The following is a 16,227-nucleotide window of genomic DNA, read 5'->3' as shown; positions in this document are numbered from 1 at the left end:
GGCATCTCCGAGGACGCCGTCATTCGCGACGTGCTGCTGGCGGCGCAGCCGACCAAGCGCTTCGTCCAGGTGTCGGAGGTGGCGGCGCTCACCCTGCACCTGTGCTCGGATGCCGCCGCCTCGATCACCGGCGCCGTTCTGCCGGTGGACGGCGGCTGGACCGCACACTGACTCGGCCGCGGATCCCGCCATCGGCCACCTGCCGGAGCCTCGCATGCAACCGCACGCCGTTCTCGACCTGCCGTCGATGCCGATGGCCTCGCCTTCGTACCCGCACGGCCCCTACCGCTTCCTCCAGCGCGAGTACCTGATCATCACCTACCAGTCCGACCCCGCGGCAATCCGGGCCGCACTTCCAGCGCCGTTGCAGCCCGACGGCAGCGACACCGTGCTGTACGAGTTCATCCGCATGCCCGACAGCGCCGGCTTCGGCGACTACACGGAGTCCGGCATCGTGATTCCGGCGCTGTTCGACGGCGAGCATGTCAACTTCACCGCGCAGATGTATCTGGACGACGAGCCGCCGATCGCCGGCGGGCGCGAGATCTGGGGTTTTCCGAAGAAGCACGCCCGGCCGCGGCTGGCGGTGCAGCAGGACACGCTGACGGGTACGCTCGAGTACGCCGGCATCGCGGTCGCCGTGGGCACCATGGGCTACAAGCATCAGCACCTGCTGTACGACGTGAAGGGCCGGAAGGCCTGCTCGTCGGCCAGCATCGTCGAGAAGATGAGCCGGACCCAGGTCAACCTGAAGCTGATCCCCGAGGTCGATGGGACGCTGGCGATCGCGCAACTGGTGGGCTACAACCTCGGCGACATCCACGTGCACGGCGCCTGGTCGGGTCCGGCGCGGCTGCACCTGGTGCCGCACGTCAACGCCCCGGTGGCCGACCTGCCGGTACGCAGCATCGTCGGCGGGCTGCACTTCATCGCCGACCTCACCCTGCCCTACGGTCGCGTGCTGCACGACTACCGTCGCGCTGCCGCCGAGGCAAACCAATGAAGTCCGCCTCCCGCCGCGCGCGCGCGCCGACGCCGGCGACCGGCGATGCAGCCGTTTCGCTGCCGGGCCAGGTGGTGCTGGTGCTGCAGGGCGGCGGCGCCCTCGGCGCCTATCAGGTCGGCGTGTACGAGGCCCTGCACGAGGCCGGTATCGAACCCGACTGGGTGATCGGCACGTCGATCGGCGCGATCAACGCGGCGCTGATCGCCGGCAACCCGCGCGAAGCCCGGCTGGAACGGCTGCAGCGGTTCTGGCACCTGGTCGAACAGCGCTGGCCGGGCGCCGACGCGCTGGCGGGTCTCGGCCTGCCCAACCTTCTGTCCAACACCGCCACCGTGTTCGGCGGAATCCCGTCGTTCTTCCGCCCCAACCCGCAGGCCTGGCGTGGCGTGCATGCGCCGCTCGGCGTCGACCAGGCCGCTTACTACAGCACCGAGCCCCTGCGCCAGACGCTGCTGTCGCTGGTGGACTTCGCGCGAGTCGGCGCGGACGGCATGCGCCTGACGGTGGGGGCGGTCCATGCCACGGCGGGCACGATGCGCTACTTCGACAGCCGCCAGCAGCGCCTCGGCGTGGAGCATGTGATGGCCTCCGGCGCATTGCCGCCGGCGTTCCCCGCGGTCCGCATCGACGGCGATCCGTACTGGGACGGCGGCATCTACTCCAACACGCCGATCGAGGCGGTGCTCGACGACAAGCCGCGGCGCGACTCGCTGATCTTTGCCGTCAACGTGTGGCACCAGCAGGGCCCCGAGCCTGAATCGATCTGGCAGGTGATGGGCCGCCAGAAGGACATCCAGTACGCCAGCCGCGCCGACAGCCACATCGCCCGTCAGAAGCAGATCCACAAGCTGCGCCACGTGATCCGCGAGCTGCACCGGCAGGTCCCGCCGTCGCGGCGCAACGATGCGCAGGTGAAGGAGCTGGCCGCCTGGGGTTGCGGCACCACCATGCACGTGGCCCATCTGGTGGCACCGCGCCTCGAAGGCGAGGACCACACCAAGGACATCGACTTCACGCCGGCCGGCGTGCGCGCACGCCGCCAGGCCGGCTACGCCGACACGCTGCGCATGGTCGAGCGCAGCCCGTGGTCCACGGCGAGCAGCGACCCGATCGAGGGCGTGATCGAGCACAGCTGAGGCCGATGTGATCCACGACATCGAGACCCTGCCGGCGAACAACCGTGCCTTCGTCGCCGAGCGGTTGCGCGACGACCCCGCCGACTTCGAGCGCCTGGCCGAGGGCCAGCACCCGGAATGCCTGTGGATCGGCTGCTCGGACAGCCGCGTCGGCCCGGACCGGCTCACCGGCACGCACCCCGGCGACATGTTCGTGCATCGCGACATCGCCAACCTGGTCGTCAGCACCGACATCAACCTGCCGTCGGTGCTGCAGTACGCCGGCGTGGTCGGTCACTGAGGGGACTGGCACGATGGACATCATGCTGGCCTCGGTGGCCTTCGCCCTCGCCGTGCTGTGCGCAGCGACGATGGGCTTCGCGATCCAGCGCGGCGCCACCTGCACCGTCGCCGCGGTCGACGAGTTGCTGGGCAAGCGCAGCGCGCGCCGCCTCGCCGCCTTCGGCGAGGCTGCGTTGTGGGTCGCCGGCGGGCTGCTGGCTGCGCGCGCCGCCGACCTCGTGCCGCAGCTGCCGCCCGGTTATGCCACGAGCGTCTGGACGGTGGCCGGAGGCGCGCTGCTCGGCCTGGGCGCCTGGCTCAACCGCGCCTGCGTGTTCGGCGCGATCGCGCGGCTCGGCTCGGGCGAATGGGCCTATGCCGCCACGCCACTGGGCTTCTACCTCGGCTGCCTGGCGGTGCCATGGCTGTTCGCGCCGCCGCAGCAGCCGCTGGCCGGCGGCGCGCCGGTGCTCGCCGCGCCCGGCATCGCGCTCGGCGCCTTCCTCGTCTTCGTCGCCTGGCGGCTGTTGGGCACGCTGCGTCGCGGCGGGTTGGCGCGCTGGCGCGAGCGGGTCTGGGCGCCGCACGCGGCGACCACGGTCATCGGCATCACCTTCCTGGCCATGCTGCTGCTCGTCGGTGCCTGGGCCTACACCGACGCGCTGGCCGCGCTGGCACGCGGCATGACCACCAGCCTCCCGGCGCGGCTGGCGCTGGCCGTCGCGCTGCTCGCCGGCGCGGTGTGGGGGGGCTGGACGGCCGGCCGCTTCCGCGCGACGCGCATCGGCGCATGGGACCTGTTGCGCTGCACCGCCGGCGGCGCCCTGATGGGCGCCGGCACGCTGCTCATCCCCGGCAGCAACGACGGCCTGATCCTGGTCGGCATGCCGCTGCTGTGGCCCTACGCCTGGGTCGGCTTCGCCACGATGTGCGCGGCGATCGGGCTGGCCCGCCTGGCTTTCTCACAATTCGATCACGGCGGCGAGCGCGCCACGGCCGCTTCCTAGAATGACTTCATGGTCATGCAGGTCAACCCAGCCAAGGTGGGCCCAGGCGTCACGCGGCGCGTGCTGGTGATCGAGGACGACCCCGACATCGGCCGCCTGGTCACGCTGCAACTCGCCGAGCTGGGCTGCGAATGCCGTCTGGTCGACGACGGCGTGACCGGCCTGGCCGAGGCGCAGGAGGGCCGCTACGACCTCGTCATCCTCGACCTGATGCTGCCACGCCTGGACGGCCTGCAGATCTGCCGGCGACTGCGCGCCGCCGAGCACCACACGCCGATCCTGATGCTCACCGCCAAGTCCTCCGAACTCGATCGCGTGCTGGGCCTCGAGCTCGGCGCCGACGACTACCTGACCAAACCCTTCAGCATGCTCGAGCTGGCGGCGCGCGTGAAGGGCGTCTTCCGCCGCGCCGAGGTGGTGGCGGCCGCGCGCGCGCAGGAGGCGCCGCAGGCGCAGCTCATCGAGCAGGGCGCACTGCGCATCGACCTGCAGCGCCACGAGGCGCGGCTGCAGGGCCAGCCGCTGGAGCTGACGGCGAAGGAATTCGAGCTGCTCGCGCACTTCGCGCGCGCGCCGGGCCGCGTCTTCACCCGCGCCCAGCTGCTTGACCAGGTCTGGGGCTACCACCACAGCGGCTACGAGCACACCGTCAACTCGCACATCAACCGGCTGCGCAGCAAGATCGAGCGCGACCCGGGCAATCCCGAGTTCATCCAGACCGTCTGGGGCGTGGGCTACCGGTTCGCCGAGCGCACGAGCTGAGCACGCGGCGATGGATGCGCTGCTGCTTCTGCTCGTCGCCGGGCTGGCTCTGGTCGGGTGGTTCGTGCATCGGCGCTGCGCCCGCCGCGAGGCCGAGCTGGCCGGTCGGGTGGCGACGCTCGAGCTGCAGCTTGCCGAACGCGACGCGCAGCTGTCACGTGTGGCGCTGCAGCGCCGTGAACTGCTGGCCAACGTCTCCCACGACCTGCGCACGCCGCTGGCGGCCATGCAGGGCTACCTCGAGCTGCTGCTGCTGCGGCACGGCAGCCTCGGGCCGGCCGAGGAACGCAACTACCTGCTCACCGCGGCGCGCCAGGGCGAGAAGCTCGGCCGCCTGCTCAACGATCTGTTCGACCTGACGCGGCTCGAGGCCGGCGAGCTGGCGCCGCAGGCGGAGGACTTCGCGCTCGGCGAACTGGTGCAGGACGTGGTGCAGAAGTTCGGCCACGAAGCGCGGCAGCGCGGCGTGCGCCTGGCGGCCTGCAACGCAGCGGCCGCGCCGCGCGTGCACGCCGACCTCGCGCTCGTCGCACGCGTCCTGGAGAACCTGCTCGACAACGCGCTGCGCCACACGCCGGCGGAAGGCAGCGTGACGATCGGCATGCTCGCCGACGGCACGCGCACCGCGCTGACGGTGAGCGACACCGGCGAAGGCATCGCTGCCGCCGACCTGCCGGGCCTGTTCGACCGCTACGACCGCGCCTCGCGCGTGCAGGGCGTGGGCGCCTCGCCGGGGCTCGGTCTGGCGATCGCACGTCGCATCGTGCGTCTGCACGGCGGCGAGCTCGCGGTCCGCAGCACGCCCGGGGCCGGCACCGTGGTGTCGTTCGATCTGCCGGCGGCACATGCCCCGGCCCGGCCCCAAGGCATGGCCGCCTGAGCACCGGCCGTTCGCCGTTCACGCCTCCGGAAGGAATGCCCATGCTCAGCCAGCCCCTTGTCCTCGCCCCCCTGTTTGCGCTGCTGGTCGCGCTCGGCTGGGTGGCCGGCCGGGCCCGCCGGCAGCGCCGCGAACTGGTTGCCCGCGTCGCTCTGCTCGAACAGACCCTGGCCACGCAGCGCGCCGAAGTCGAGCGCAGCGAGGCCGCGCGTGCCCAGGCCGAAGCGGGGCTGCGCTCGGCCGAGCAGCGCTTTCTGCTGGCCGTGCGCGGCAGCCAGGACGGCCTGTGGGAGTGGGAACTGGCCACCGGCACGGTGCAGCTGTCGCCGCGCTGGAAAGGCATGCTGGGTTACGAGACGGACGCACTGCCCGACAGCCTGCCGGCCTGGCGCGACTGCATGCACCCGGATGACCGTGCCGGCTTCGAGGCCGCGCTACAGCGCCACCTCGAGGGCGCCACGCCGCACGTCGACGAGGCGCTGCGCCTGCGCCACCGCGACGGCAGCGTGCGCCACGTGCTGTCGCGTGCGGTGGCGATCCGGCGCGAATCGGGGGCGCCCTACCGCGTCGTCGGGCTGGACACCGACGTGACGGCCCTGCGTCGCGTGCAGGCGGTGCTCGACGCGGTCGCTGACGGCACCGCCGCCACCAGCGGCGCGGGCTTCTTCGACGCGCTGGTCGAGCACTTCGCGCGCGCGCTGGAGGTCGAGTGCGCGTTCATCACCGAGTGTGCCGATGCACCGCCGACACGGGTGCGCACGCTGGGCTACTGGTCGGCACGCCGCGGCACGCGCGAGAGCTTCGAGTTCGATCTCGCCGGCACGCCGTGCGAGGAGGTCGTGCAGCAGGGCCGCACCTGCTTCCACCGCGAGCGGCTGGCGACGCTGTTCCCGCGCGAGGCCGGCTACGAGTCCTACCTGGGCATGCCGATCACCGGCAGCGACGGCCGCGTGCTCGGCCACCTGGCGATCTTCGACACGCGGCCGCGTGGCGACGACCTGCTGATGGAGCGCATCTACCGCATCTTCCTGGCGCGCGCTGCGGCGGAGATCGAGCGCTGCCAGGCCCTGCAGCGCTGAGGCACGGCGCTCAGCCGCCGAAGGCCAGCGCCAGCCCGACGGGCAGGAACAGCAGCGCCAGCAGGGGGTCGACCAGCACCATCGAGGCCACGTCGTCGGGGGCGCGCTGGTATCGGTCGGCGAGCAGGAAGTTGAACACCGCAGGCGGCAGGGCGGCGAACACGAACAGCGTGCCGCGCTGCAGCGGCTCGAGCGGCAGCATGGCCAGCACGGCGGCGGCCACGCCGCCGAGGCTGCCGATGCGCCAGGCGTGCCAGGGCGTGGCCACCAGACGCGCGCCGAGCGTGAAGAGCAGCAGGTCGGAGAGCACCGGCAGCAAGGCCGGCGCCAAGCCCTCCGTGCCGAAGGCGAGCATCGATACCGGCAGCCCCACCGGTCCGACGTTGCCGGACACGACCGTCGGCGCGAGCGCGCGCGGGTCGGTGCCGAGCCGCCGCGCCAGCGGCCAGGCGAGCGCTGCGCTGCCGAGGATGATCACCACCGCGGCAGCGAGGAAGGGAAGCTGGCGGCGTGACGCTGAACTGGCGCGTCGACGGCGAGACGAGCACCAGCGCCGGCCGGCAGACGTCGACGGCGAGGCGGTTCGCCCCGCCGAGCTCGGGCCTCGCGCGACGCGCATAGAGGCAGCCGAGCGGCACCACCGCCAGCAGCGGCGCCATCGTGGCGGCGATGCGCGAGAGCATCGGCCGTCTCCTCGCTCGCCGCCGCAGCGGCTCAGCCGCCGGCGTAGTGCAGCAGGCGGATGAACTCCTGCATCTGCGCTTCGGTCAGCATGCCGCCGCGCGCGGCCATGGCCTTGGACTTCATGTCGTAGGCCTTCTCCATGGCGGCCATGAACTCCTTCTTCGAGACCATGCCGTCCTTGTCCTTGTCCATGCTCTTCATCTTGAAGATCAGCATGAAATCGTCCTGCGTGCCTTCCTGCGCGTGCGCGGGGAAGGCGGTGCCGCCGAGACCGGCGGCGGCGACCACGAGGGCCGCGGTGAGCTTCTTCGGGAACATGTGCATCTCCTGTGGGTGGTGGGTGAGGCGCGACATCGGCCGTGCCTGCCCATGCGTCGATGCCGCATGCCCGGCATTACGGCCGCATCAGTCGGTCGGCGGATACAGCGGCGTGAGCGCCTTCTCGCGCCGCCAAGCGCGCAGGAACTCGGTGATCGACATCGGCCGGTGGCCGCGCGCCCGGTTGGCGGCGCCGATCTCGAACAGCCAGCGGTACTGGCGCATCAGGTCGCGCCAGGCGACGAGCAGCGGCGTGCGCCGGTCCCAGATGTGCGTGCTCTCCGCGCCGGCCCCGTTGACCTCGACGATGGTGAAGTCGCCGCCGGCGCGCACCTGCGCGAAGTCGGCGAAGCGCACGTCGAAGCGGCCGAACCAGAACTCGGGCAAGGCGCGCGCGATGGCGTCGAAGCGCGCCTCCATCGCCGGCGTGACCAGGTGACTGCCGTCGCGGAAGATCGCGCCGCGGCTGTGGCTGCCGGCGAAGGCCAGGCGTACCGCCTCGCCGGCGCGCGGCACGCTGTCCAGCCGTTCGGCATGACGATGCAGGTAGAGGTGCGGCAGGCGGCCGGCGCGCGGGTCGGCCAGGATCAACTCGCGCAGGCTGCGTTGCCCGTCGCCGACCACGTGCGGAAAGTACTTCAGCGTGATCGAGACGATGCGGCCATGCGCCTGCGCGGGCTCGCGGACGTAGAACACGCCGGCCTCGCCCTCGAAGTCGACGAAGCGCTGCAGGACCAGGCGTGCGCCGCGCGGGAAGGCGGCGAGGTAGCTGCGCAGCTGCGCTGCCGTGCGGATCAACTTGACGCCGACGCCACGGCAGCCGAGGTCGGGCTTGGCCACCACCGGCAGCGACAGTCCGCCGCGCTGCAGGTGCTGCAGCGCGGCGCGCACCTCGTCGTCCAGCGTGTGTCCATGCACGGCCTGCTCGACCCGGTCCGGCCGGTCGATGGCGACGAAGCCGGCCACCGCGTCGGGCGCGTGACGCAGCGCCAGCCCGAGAATCTGCGACTTCGACTCGCCGACGAAGCCGCCGGCCGGAAACGAGGGGTTCGCCACGGTGGGCAACAGCACGCCGCGGTGGCGGATCATCAGCCAGGCGGCGTACAGCGCGACCGGCGGATAGAAGGCCCACATCGGCCAGAACTCGAAGAAGCTCAGCGGCGCGCCGTCCTGCTCCAGCGGCGGCATGCCCTGATGGGGTCGCACCGGCACGGCGACGTCTGCATCCCTCGCGCGGCCGGGCGGCACGGTCAGTGTGTTCATGTCGGTCTCCTGGTGGAACGGGATCGGATCGCGCGCCACAGCGGCACGGCCACGGCCAGCACGACGATGGGCAGGGCCACGGCCAGCGGCGCGCTCAGGCCCCAGGCCTGCGTCAGCCATCGGCCGATCGAGACGCTCGCCGCATAGAGGCCGGCCGTCCACAGCACGACGGCCAGCAGCACCCAGGCGCCAAAGGCCACCGGCGGCACGCGCAGGTAGCCGCAGGCGGTGTAGGTGACCAGGCGCAGGCCGGGGATGACGCGTGCCAGCAGCACGGCGCCGGCCAGCCGCCGCACCAGCTCGCCGCGCACCCAGTCATGGCGCGACGGCGCGATGCGCCGCTGCAGCCAGCGCCAGCGGCGCGCGCCGAGGCCGAGGGCATAGAGACCGAGGTCGCCCGCGGCGATGCCGCCTGCCACCGCCGCGAACGACAACGGCCAGGCGAGCAGTCCCTGCGCCGCGACGGCGACGCCGGCCGCGATGGCCAGGTCCTCCAGCAGCAGCGTGGTCAGCGCCAGTGCGAGGCAGACCGCCCACGGTTCGGCCATGCCGGCCAGGGCCGCCTCGAAGGCGGCGGACAGCGCGCTGCCGTCGCTCAGCATGGCCCGCCTCCGGCCCAGGCGATGGCCGCACGTACCTCGGGCTCGGCGTTCCACGGCAGAAAGTGGTTGCGCCCGGGCAGCAGCCGCGTCTGCAGGCAGCGCACACCGCTCAGGCGGGCCTGCAGGTAGGGCACGTTGGCCACTGGCACCAGGTCGTCGTCGCTGCCGTGCACGATCAGCACCGGCGCGCGCACGCGCGGCAGCAGTGCCTCGAGATCGACCAGTTGCTGCCGCAGCGCCATCAGCTCGGCATTCGAGTTGCGGATCGCGCGTGGCAGCAGGGCCTGCACCGGCGGCCACGCGCCGATCCGCTGCAGCCGATGGATGCGCTCGAGTGCCGGGTCGAGCGACGCCGCCAGCAGCACGACGGCGGCCACATGATCGGCATGTTCGGCAGCCACGCGCGCGACGATCGGCCCGCCGAGCGAGTGGCCGACCAGCACGGCACGACGGCCGTCGTCGGGCAGCAAGGCGGCGACCGCGGCGGCCTGATCGGCCAGGCGCACCAGCGGGCCGTCGGGCCCGCTGCGCCCGAAGCCGGGCCGGTCGAGCGCGACCAGCTCGATGCCCGGCGGCGGCTCGAGCAGGTAGTCGGTCCAACCCTCGGCCGATCCGGGCGTGCCGTGGACCAGCAGCGCGCGCGGGCCGCGCGGATCGCCAGCCACCAGCGTGCCGAGCGTCGCCCCGAGCGACGCCGGCACCGCCACGCTGCGGCGCAGCGGCGCGGTGTCGGCCACCGGGCGGCGCGGCCCGTACGCCGCACAGCCCAGCGTCGTCAGCACCACGGCCAGCGCGCTCCAAGTGCGGTCGCTCATCCCGCGCCGCGCATCTGCGCGAACCAGCCTTGCTGCGCGGTGCTGCCGCCGAGCAAGTGCATGCGCGCGGCCAGCGGCTGCAGTTCCTGCGCCGCCTCGCGCAGTCGGCGTCGTGCATGCGCGACCACGCCCCGGGCCGCCGGAAGCGCCAGCTCGCGCCAGGCCGGCGCATTCGAGCGACACGCTTTGGCCGCGATGCCGCCGAGCAGTTCGGCCACTGCCTCGTCGTCGCCGGCGCGCGCCAGCGCATAGGCGAAGTGCAGGTCGAGGAAGGCGCTCTGGCGGTCGTGGATGCGCGGTCGCACGTGCGCGGCCAGGTCGTTCCAGCGCGAGCCGGCATCGACGCCGCGCTGCTCGATGCGCGCCAGCAGCGACACGGCATTGACCTGGTCCTGGACATAGGACTTGCGCACGCCCCAGACGCGCCGGTCGTAGAGCAGCAGGGCCGCATCGGCGTCGCCTCGCGCGAGGTGAAGCAGCGCGACGTGCCACCAGTTGTGCGTGAGCATGAAGCTCGAGCAGCGTTCCCAGCGCGGCGCATGGGCGCACATCCAGGTCAGGCCGTCTTCGAACTGCCGGCGGGCATCGAACACATGGGCCACCGCGTGCTGCGCCCACGGGTCGTCGGCGTTCATCGCGACGGCGCGTTCGCCCGCGCGCAGCGCAGCGTCCAGCTCGCCGACCTGCTCGAGCGCGAAGGCGTGCAGGCCCCAGGCGTAGCTGACGTGCGCGTTGTGCTGCAGCATCTGCGCGGTGAGCGCATGCATGCCGGCGCGGTCGCCGAGCCCGAGCTGGTGGATCTGCGCCAGCTTGGCGTTGAGCAGGTCGCGCGGCCAGCGGCGTGCGATCTCGACATGATGCGCCAGGGCGTCCTGGGGCCGGCCATCGGCCCAGGCTTCCAGCGCCGCGAGCAGGAGGTGCTCGCGCGCGCTCGCCCCGCGTGCAGCGGCCGTCCTGGCGCGCACGAGCCACGGCCGCGCGCGTTGCACCCCCTCGCTCGTCTGCAGGAACAGGTGGAGCGCCGCGGCACAGGCCTGGGCGAGCGTGGCATCGGGGTCGCGTTCGGCGGCGTCGAGGATCATCGCGGCCTGCTGGCCATGGCTGAGCAGCTCGTCGACGAAGCGATCGATCGCCTCGACGACCTCGCGCTGGCCGGTCGAGACCTGCAGTCCGGCGCGATCGTGCAGCATGCGCTGGCCTCAGGCGGCTGCGGTGCGGCGCCGCTGCCGCAGCGCGCGGAAGGTGCCGCGGTGCATCGCCAGCAGCACGGCCGACGCGATCCACACGCCGCAGGCCAGGGCGAACAGCTCGCCGCCGTCCAGGCTGCCATCGGTGTTGCGCACCTGCACACCCAGCGGCGTGAAGAGGTGGAAGAAGATCGCACCGCTGATCACGCCGATGGCCAGCAGCGCCCCCCCCGCGTGCAAGAGCGGGCGCCGCAGCAGCAGCCCGGACAGCAGCAGCACAGACGCGATCAGCTCGGCGCTGCCGACCGCGTACTGGCTGAACGGGCCGCTCGGCGCGAACAGCCCTGGAACACCGAGGCTGGCACCCCAGGCATCGAGCGTGCCGAAGATGTACTGCGTCTCCGGCGAATCGCTGAACTTGAAGAACAGCGACTGCAGGAAGACGAACGCGATGTACAGCGTGAGGCCGCCGGCGAGCCAGCGGACGAATCGGGAGTCGGTCATGTTGCGCTCCTCACTGGCCCAGCACCTTCGGCCAGTTCAGCCGGCCCTTGGCGATGAAGCCGGGGATGTCCTGTTCCCACTTCTTCTGCACCTCGGCGTCGTAGTTCAGGTAGAGCTTGTCGTCGACGATCTTCCAGAACAGCGGGTCGCCCGAGGCGGTGTAGCCCTGCGACACCGCCCAGGCGCAGTAGCCGCCGAACTGCGGCGCATAACGCTCCGGCATGGCCACGAACCGATCGCGGTTCTCGGCGCTGGCGAAGCGCCACTCGGCGCCCTGCCAGCTGTGCACGAAGCGCTTGTCGCCCTTCACCGGCCTGTGCTCGGTGAAGTAGGCGACGGTGTCGTAGCCGCCGACGGCGGCATTGCTGAAGGTGCCGGTGTAGACCGGGTCGTCCTTCGCCGCCGCGGGCTGGGCCTGCAGGCCCAGCGTCGCCACGACGGCCACGAGCAGGTGGTGGACAGCACGGAGCATGGCAGGCCTCTTGCGTTGGGGTGTTGTCGCTCTGTCGTGACGGCGCGGGCGGGATTACAGCGGGGCTGGCTGTAAGCCGGCCGATCGACGGCCGACCACCGGGTGACGGCCGCCGTGGCCGCAGGAGGAACCGATGCATGCCACCGCCTCGATCGCCAGCCCGGGCCTCGCGAGGGCCGGGAACGCCGAACGCAGCTACCGCCTCCGGCTGGCCGCCGATGCCGCAGACCTGCGCGCTGCGCAGTCGCTGCGATTCCGCGTCTTCAACCTCGAGCTGCGCGAAGGCCTGAGCGAGTCCTGGGCCACCGGGCTCGACGCCGATGACTTCGACACCTGCTGCGACCACCTGCTCGTCGAGCATCTGCCCAGCGGGGCGGTGATCGGCACCTACCGGCTGCAGACCGGCGCGCGCGCCGCGGCCGGCAGGGGCTATTACAGCGAGCGCGAATTCGACTTCACGCCCTACGAGCCGCTGCGCGCCGAACTGGTCGAACTCGGCCGCGCCTGCATCCATGCCGAGCACCGCAGCTTCGCGGTGCTCAACCTGCTGTGGAATGGCATCGCTGCCTACGCACGCGAGCGCCAGGCGCGCTGGCTGATCGGGTGCAGCTCGCTGACCTCGCAGGACGGCGCCGCCGGCGCGGCCGCCTACGAGCGCCTGTCGCCGCATCTCAGCGCGCCGGCGCTGCGCACCTGGCCGCATCCCCGCTTCGCCTGCCCGCTCGATGCACCCGCAGCGCAGGCGCCGAAGATTCCCAAGCTGCTCGCTGCCTACCTGGCGCTCGGCGCCGAAATCTGCGGCCCGCCGGCGATCGACCGCGAGTTCAGGACGATCGACTTCCTGACGCTGGTCGATCTGCACGCGCCGATGCTGCGCGCCTTGCAGCGTCGCGGCCGATTCGTCGGAGCGCTGCGCTGAGCAGCCGGCGGCCCCGACAAGCGCAAGGGCCGGGCCCGCGAACGACGCGGACCCGGCCCAGGCGCGACGGTGGCGCTTCAGCTGCCGCTGCGGGACGGCGTGCCGGCGGCGCGGGCTTCGTTCGCGATGCGAGCCTGGCGCTCGCGAGCCTCGCGCTCGGCCAGGCGAGCCCGGGCCAGGCCGCGCGGCGTGCCGTCGCCCCCGGCGTAGAAGCTTCCGTCGGCGCGCGCCGGGGCGATCTCTGCGATCACCTGCGCTCGCGTCTTCGCGCCGTCGGCATCGGCCGCCAGGGCGTGGAAGCTGCTGCCGGCGGTCAGCGTGAGGGCGATCGCGACGATGAGTTGCTTGCGGGTCATGGTGAGTCCTCGGTGAGTGTGGGTGGGTGGGGTGAGCCCCGGCGCGGCGACCTGTGCCGCATCGCGTCGGTACCCGTGCGTCGCCGTCGCATGGCGGCCATGACTCACAATCTCGTCCACCACACTCACGAATCCATCACGCCGCGCGGCTCAGGTGCCCGAAGGCGCGCCGACGGAGCGACCGAGGATCTTCTCGAGTTCGTGCAGTTGCTCCAGGGTCATGCGTCCCTTGACCTTCATCTCGGCGGCCTTCATGTCCCAGGCCTTCGCGACCATGGCGAGGTATTCCGCCTTCGACACCATGCCGTCCTTGTTGCGGTCCATCTGCTGCATCTCGAACAGCCGCGAGTAGGTGTCGCCTTGGGCGAACGCGGCGCCGCCGCAGGTCGCCAGCGCGAGCGCGACGGTCGCGCCGCGAACGAGGGAAGTCAGGTTCATGTCGATCTCCTGGTGGTGCATGCGCATGCCATGGGGGTGGGGTTGCCGTTCGCGGGACCGGCCGTGGCCGGATCCGCGTGACCTTGGGTCGACGGATGCTCGGCGGCATTACAGGTCGCCGCGCGCCGTCCCGGCGGCGCGGAAGGGATCCGGGGCAGCGTCTAGAAGAGCGCGGTGATGATCACCGAGTCCTCGTCGCGCTCGACCGTGATGTCACCGTCGCCGCCGCGGGCCAGGGCGAGCATCTTGGCGTTCTGCGGCAGGATCTCGGCGGTGAAGCCGCGCAGGCCGCGCGCCTGCGCGTGTTCGGCGAGTCGGCGCTGCATGGCGCTGCCCAGGCCGCACCCCTGCCACTCGGGGTCGACCAGGAAGGCGGTCTCCGCCGTGTTCGACGATGGGTTCACGAAGTAGCAGCACTGGCCGACGATGGTTTCGTTGTCGCGCGTGCCGACGGTGGCGACGAAGCCCACCTCGCTCTCCTGGTTGTAGTTGCACAGGCGCCGGATGTCGTCGGAAGACAGCGCGCGGACGCGGCGGAAGAAGCGCGTGTAGATGTCGCCGTCGGGCAGCTTGAAGAACAGGTCGCGGATGCTGTTGGCGTCCGACGCACGCGCCGGGCGCAGCATGACGACGCGGCCGTTCTTCAGCGTCACGCTGCGTTCGTCCTCCACCGGGTAGGCGCGCATGTTCTGCAACGTCTGCTCCGGCGGCAGGAGGCCGAGCGCCTTGGCCTGCTCGAGCAGCCAGGGCCGGAAACCGGGGTGGGCCAGTTCGATCATCGCGATGGCCCGTTCACGCACCGACTTGCCGAACAGGTAGGCGATGCCGTACTCGGTGATCACGTAGTGCACGTCGCTGCGGGCGATGGAGACGCCTTCGCCCTCCAGCAGTTGCGGCCGGATGCGCGACACGCTTGCGTCATCGGTGGTCGAGGCCAGGCACAGGATCGCCTTGCCGCCCGCCGAACGCGAGGCGCCGCGCAGGAAGTCGCCCTGTGCCGCGATGCCGCCGTAGAACTCGCCGGCGAACTGGTCGGAGCAGGCCTGGCCGGTCAGGTCGATCGCAAAGACCTGCGTCACCGACACCATTCTGTGCTGGGCCGAGATCGTGTAGGGATGGCACACGGCCTCGATCGGCTGGAACGAGAACAGCGCGTTGCGATCGACAGTCTCGTACAGCCGGCGCGAGCCGAACGCGAAGCTGCAGACGATCTTGCCGCGGTGCTGCGTCTTGTGCTCGCCGGTGAGAATGCCCTTGTCCAGCAGGGGCAGGATCGCGTCGGTGATGACGTCGGAATGGATGCCCAGGTCGCGGCGATCGTCGAGGTAGCGCAACGCTTCCTGCGGGATGCGGCCCATGCCGATCTGCAGCGTCGAGCCGTCGTCGATCGTGCCGGCGATGTAGCGGGCGATGCGGTGCACCACCTGGTCGTCCGTCGGCGGGTGATGGTACTCGGGCACTTCGGGCGCCACGTCGACGAGGCAGTCGATCTTGCCGATGTGCAGCGTCGAGTCGCCCATCGTCCACGGCAGCGCCGGGTTGACCTCGGCGATCACGAGCTTGGCGCACTCGATCGCCGCGGCCGCCACGTCCACCGAAACCCCCAGGCTCACGTAGCCGAAGGCGTCCGGCGGCGTCACCTGGACGATGGCCACGTCGACGCGGATGCGGCCCTTGCGCATCAGTTCCGGCACGCGCGCGATCGGCACCGGCACGTATTCGGCGACGCCCTGGAGCACCGCCGCGCGCATCTCCGCGCCGACGAAGAAGGCTCGGTGCCGGAACGCCGTCGAGACGCGCCCCTGGTCATCGACACGCAGTGCGCCGTCGGAGAGGAAGTGGATCATCTCCACGTCCGCGGGCGGCGACTTCAGCGCCTCGAGCGCGCGCACCATGGTTCGAGGCGTGGCGCTGGCCGTACCGATGAAGACATGGTCCCCCGGCTTGACGAGCCGGGCCGCCTCTTCGGCGCAGAGATGTCGCGCCGTGCCGGCGCTGCGGGGCGGAGGCATCGGCAGGGGCTCCATGCAGGGACGGGCCGCGGGCTCGATGGTGTGGGCGCGCCGGCCGGCTCAGAACGTGGGTGTCTCGGGCTCGACGATGTACGCGCCCAGCTGGCCGGGGCCGAACACCGTGGCGGCGTCGGGCACCGTCGTGCCGTTCGGCGTGTCGGTCCGGGTGGCCGGAGGATCCGGCACCATGGCGCCCGCGACCTCGGCATGTGTCGGCCCGAAGTCCAGGAGAATCCCCGCCAGCATGATGCCCATCGCGACGGCGACGGCCGTCGCGATGAAGGCGTTGCCTGCGCGATCGGATCCGGAACCGCCGCGCCAGGCGGGGCCGGCGAGGTCGACCGGGGGATTAGCTGCGTGTCCGTGCTTCGCCACTTTGTCGTCTCCTGCGGGTCCCGACGGGATGAATGCCGCACCTGTGCACGTCAAGGGATCCGGCGCCATGGTGGTCGGAGGGCATCAATCGACAGCAAAGATTGCGCAAAACTTCCGTAAACTGCGCCGGCACAAGCCACGAAGGTCGGCC

21 protein-coding genes are annotated in these 16,227 nt (G+C 71.8%); 9 read left to right on the top strand and 12 right to left on the bottom strand.

The window, feature by feature from the left end; translation table 11 throughout:
- Window positions 1–3: 3 nt before the first annotated feature.
- Genes Q0599_RS05285 through Q0599_RS05250 form a run of 8 tightly spaced genes read left to right on the top strand, consistent with a single transcriptional unit; the run spans window position 4 to window position 6,131 of the window.
- Entirely contained in the window at window positions 4–171 is a 168-nt protein-coding gene (locus Q0599_RS05285; RefSeq protein WP_298826683.1) for an SDR family oxidoreductase, read from the top strand.
- A gap of 43 nt (window positions 172–214) precedes the next feature.
- Entirely contained in the window at window positions 215–1,003 is a 789-nt protein-coding gene (locus Q0599_RS05280; protein WP_298826681.1) for an acetoacetate decarboxylase, read from the top strand.
- Complete coding sequence (locus Q0599_RS05275; RefSeq protein WP_298826678.1) at window positions 1,000–2,142, top strand: patatin-like phospholipase family protein; 1,143 nt, start codon at window positions 1,000–1,002, stop codon at window positions 2,140–2,142. The genes Q0599_RS05280 and Q0599_RS05275 overlap by 4 nt, the downstream gene beginning before the upstream one ends.
- A gap of 7 nt (window positions 2,143–2,149) precedes the next feature.
- The gene (locus tag Q0599_RS05270) at window positions 2,150–2,422 is read left to right on the top strand and encodes a carbonic anhydrase (RefSeq protein ID WP_298826675.1); all 273 of its coding nucleotides are present in this window, start codon (window positions 2,150–2,152) and stop codon (window positions 2,420–2,422) included.
- Window positions 2,423–2,435: 13 nt separating this feature from the next.
- A complete protein-coding gene (locus Q0599_RS05265; RefSeq protein WP_298826672.1) occupies window positions 2,436–3,410 on the top strand; it encodes a YeeE/YedE thiosulfate transporter family protein in 975 nt (324 codons plus the stop codon).
- A 9-nt stretch (window positions 3,411–3,419) separates the two neighbouring features.
- On the top strand, window positions 3,420–4,172 hold the full coding sequence (locus Q0599_RS05260; protein ID WP_298826670.1) for a response regulator transcription factor: 753 nt from the start codon (window positions 3,420–3,422) through the stop codon (window positions 4,170–4,172).
- A 10-nt stretch (window positions 4,173–4,182) separates the two neighbouring features.
- On the top strand, window positions 4,183–5,052 hold the full coding sequence (locus tag Q0599_RS05255) for a HAMP domain-containing sensor histidine kinase (protein WP_298826667.1): 870 nt from the start codon (window positions 4,183–4,185) through the stop codon (window positions 5,050–5,052).
- Between the two features lie 41 nt (window positions 5,053–5,093).
- On the top strand, window positions 5,094–6,131 hold the full coding sequence (locus Q0599_RS05250; RefSeq protein ID WP_298826665.1) for a PAS domain-containing protein: 1,038 nt from the start codon (window positions 5,094–5,096) through the stop codon (window positions 6,129–6,131).
- A gap of 10 nt (window positions 6,132–6,141) precedes the next feature.
- Here the strand turns inward: Q0599_RS05250 and Q0599_RS05245 are convergent, their stop codons facing one another.
- The 8 genes from Q0599_RS05245 to Q0599_RS05210 all read right to left on the bottom strand — a co-directional run bounded on the left by Q0599_RS05245 (window position 6,142) and on the right by Q0599_RS05210 (window position 11,976).
- The gene (locus Q0599_RS05245) at window positions 6,142–6,612 is read right to left on the bottom strand and encodes a hypothetical protein (protein WP_298826663.1); all 471 of its coding nucleotides are present in this window, start codon (window positions 6,610–6,612) and stop codon (window positions 6,142–6,144) included.
- A 233-nt stretch (window positions 6,613–6,845) separates the two neighbouring features.
- Window positions 6,846–7,133 (bottom strand): hypothetical protein, encoded by a 288-nt coding sequence (locus Q0599_RS05240; RefSeq protein ID WP_298826660.1) that lies wholly within the window; start codon window positions 7,131–7,133, stop codon window positions 6,846–6,848.
- A gap of 87 nt (window positions 7,134–7,220) precedes the next feature.
- On the bottom strand, window positions 7,221–8,396 hold the full coding sequence (locus tag Q0599_RS05235) for an ATP-grasp domain-containing protein (protein ID WP_298826657.1): 1,176 nt from the start codon (window positions 8,394–8,396) through the stop codon (window positions 7,221–7,223).
- Entirely contained in the window at window positions 8,393–8,998 is a 606-nt protein-coding gene (locus tag Q0599_RS05230) for a VTT domain-containing protein (RefSeq protein ID WP_298826654.1), read from the bottom strand. Before Q0599_RS05230 ends, Q0599_RS05235 begins: the two co-directional genes overlap by 4 nt.
- Window positions 8,992–9,813 carry an alpha/beta hydrolase gene (locus Q0599_RS05225; RefSeq protein ID WP_298826651.1) on the bottom strand — a complete coding sequence of 274 codons (822 nt, stop codon included), beginning with the start codon at window positions 9,811–9,813 and terminating at the stop codon, window positions 8,992–8,994. Before Q0599_RS05225 ends, Q0599_RS05230 begins: the two co-directional genes overlap by 7 nt.
- On the bottom strand, window positions 9,810–11,003 hold the full coding sequence (locus Q0599_RS05220) for a tetratricopeptide repeat protein (RefSeq protein WP_298826648.1): 1,194 nt from the start codon (window positions 11,001–11,003) through the stop codon (window positions 9,810–9,812). The genes Q0599_RS05225 and Q0599_RS05220 overlap by 4 nt, the downstream gene beginning before the upstream one ends.
- Before the next feature lie 9 nt (window positions 11,004–11,012).
- Window positions 11,013–11,504 (bottom strand): hypothetical protein, encoded by a 492-nt coding sequence (locus Q0599_RS05215; RefSeq protein WP_298826643.1) that lies wholly within the window; start codon window positions 11,502–11,504, stop codon window positions 11,013–11,015.
- 10 nt (window positions 11,505–11,514) lie between these two features.
- The gene (locus tag Q0599_RS05210) at window positions 11,515–11,976 is read right to left on the bottom strand and encodes a YHS domain-containing (seleno)protein (RefSeq protein WP_298826640.1); all 462 of its coding nucleotides are present in this window, start codon (window positions 11,974–11,976) and stop codon (window positions 11,515–11,517) included.
- 133 nt (window positions 11,977–12,109) lie between these two features.
- Between Q0599_RS05210 and Q0599_RS05205 the strand changes: the two genes are divergently transcribed.
- Window positions 12,110–12,895 carry a GNAT family N-acetyltransferase gene (locus Q0599_RS05205; RefSeq protein WP_298826637.1) on the top strand — a complete coding sequence of 262 codons (786 nt, stop codon included), beginning with the start codon at window positions 12,110–12,112 and terminating at the stop codon, window positions 12,893–12,895.
- A 77-nt stretch (window positions 12,896–12,972) separates the two neighbouring features.
- Here the strand turns inward: Q0599_RS05205 and Q0599_RS05200 are convergent, their stop codons facing one another.
- The 4 genes from Q0599_RS05200 to Q0599_RS05185 all read right to left on the bottom strand — a co-directional run bounded on the left by Q0599_RS05200 (window position 12,973) and on the right by Q0599_RS05185 (window position 16,076).
- Complete coding sequence (locus Q0599_RS05200; RefSeq protein ID WP_298826635.1) at window positions 12,973–13,251, bottom strand: DUF4148 domain-containing protein; 279 nt, start codon at window positions 13,249–13,251, stop codon at window positions 12,973–12,975.
- A gap of 150 nt (window positions 13,252–13,401) precedes the next feature.
- The gene (locus Q0599_RS05195) at window positions 13,402–13,689 is read right to left on the bottom strand and encodes a hypothetical protein (RefSeq protein ID WP_298826633.1); all 288 of its coding nucleotides are present in this window, start codon (window positions 13,687–13,689) and stop codon (window positions 13,402–13,404) included.
- Window positions 13,690–13,850: 161 nt separating this feature from the next.
- Window positions 13,851–15,701: a bifunctional acetyl-CoA hydrolase/transferase family protein/GNAT family N-acetyltransferase gene (locus Q0599_RS05190; protein ID WP_298826631.1), complete on the bottom strand. Its 1,851-nt coding sequence runs from the start codon at window positions 15,699–15,701 to the stop codon at window positions 13,851–13,853.
- A 60-nt stretch (window positions 15,702–15,761) separates the two neighbouring features.
- Window positions 15,762–16,076, bottom strand: a complete 315-nt coding sequence (locus Q0599_RS05185) for a hypothetical protein (protein WP_298826628.1) — start codon at window positions 16,074–16,076, stop codon at window positions 15,762–15,764.
- Between the last annotated feature and the right edge of the window lie 151 nt (window positions 16,077–16,227).

The sequence above is a fragment of the uncultured Piscinibacter sp. genome (assembly GCF_937952055.1).
GTDB lineage: Bacteria > Pseudomonadota > Gammaproteobacteria > Burkholderiales > Burkholderiaceae_C > Piscinibacter.
The sequence above is the reverse complement of the archived record's forward strand: the minus strand, read 5'-3'. Positions and strand labels throughout refer to the sequence as shown.

Coding starts and splice junctions, on each gene's coding strand:
- Q0599_RS05265 (WP_298826672.1), top strand. CDS start 2,436: ATGGACATCATGCTGGCCTCGGTGGCCTTCGCCCTCGCCGTGCTGTGC.
- Q0599_RS05190 (WP_298826631.1), bottom strand. CDS start 15,701: ATGCCTCCGCCCCGCAGCGCCGGCACGGCGCGACATCTCTGCGCCGAA.
- Q0599_RS05275 (WP_298826678.1), top strand. CDS start 1,000: ATGAAGTCCGCCTCCCGCCGCGCGCGCGCGCCGACGCCGGCGACCGGC.
- Q0599_RS05200 (WP_298826635.1), bottom strand. CDS start 13,251: ATGACCCGCAAGCAACTCATCGTCGCGATCGCCCTCACGCTGACCGCC.
- Q0599_RS05195 (WP_298826633.1), bottom strand. CDS start 13,689: ATGAACCTGACTTCCCTCGTTCGCGGCGCGACCGTCGCGCTCGCGCTG.
- Q0599_RS05210 (WP_298826640.1), bottom strand. CDS start 11,976: ATGCTCCGTGCTGTCCACCACCTGCTCGTGGCCGTCGTGGCGACGCTG.
- Q0599_RS05280 (WP_298826681.1), top strand. CDS start 215: ATGCAACCGCACGCCGTTCTCGACCTGCCGTCGATGCCGATGGCCTCG.
- Q0599_RS05250 (WP_298826665.1), top strand. CDS start 5,094: ATGCTCAGCCAGCCCCTTGTCCTCGCCCCCCTGTTTGCGCTGCTGGTC.
- Q0599_RS05230 (WP_298826654.1), bottom strand. CDS start 8,998: ATGCTGAGCGACGGCAGCGCGCTGTCCGCCGCCTTCGAGGCGGCCCTG.
- Q0599_RS05235 (WP_298826657.1), bottom strand. CDS start 8,396: ATGAACACACTGACCGTGCCGCCCGGCCGCGCGAGGGATGCAGACGTC.
- Q0599_RS05215 (WP_298826643.1), bottom strand. CDS start 11,504: ATGACCGACTCCCGATTCGTCCGCTGGCTCGCCGGCGGCCTCACGCTG.
- Q0599_RS05255 (WP_298826667.1), top strand. CDS start 4,183: ATGGATGCGCTGCTGCTTCTGCTCGTCGCCGGGCTGGCTCTGGTCGGG.
- Q0599_RS05260 (WP_298826670.1), top strand. CDS start 3,420: ATGGTCATGCAGGTCAACCCAGCCAAGGTGGGCCCAGGCGTCACGCGG.
- Q0599_RS05205 (WP_298826637.1), top strand. CDS start 12,110: ATGCATGCCACCGCCTCGATCGCCAGCCCGGGCCTCGCGAGGGCCGGG.
- Q0599_RS05240 (WP_298826660.1), bottom strand. CDS start 7,133: ATGTTCCCGAAGAAGCTCACCGCGGCCCTCGTGGTCGCCGCCGCCGGT.
- Q0599_RS05220 (WP_298826648.1), bottom strand. CDS start 11,003: ATGCTGCACGATCGCGCCGGACTGCAGGTCTCGACCGGCCAGCGCGAG.
- Q0599_RS05225 (WP_298826651.1), bottom strand. CDS start 9,813: ATGAGCGACCGCACTTGGAGCGCGCTGGCCGTGGTGCTGACGACGCTG.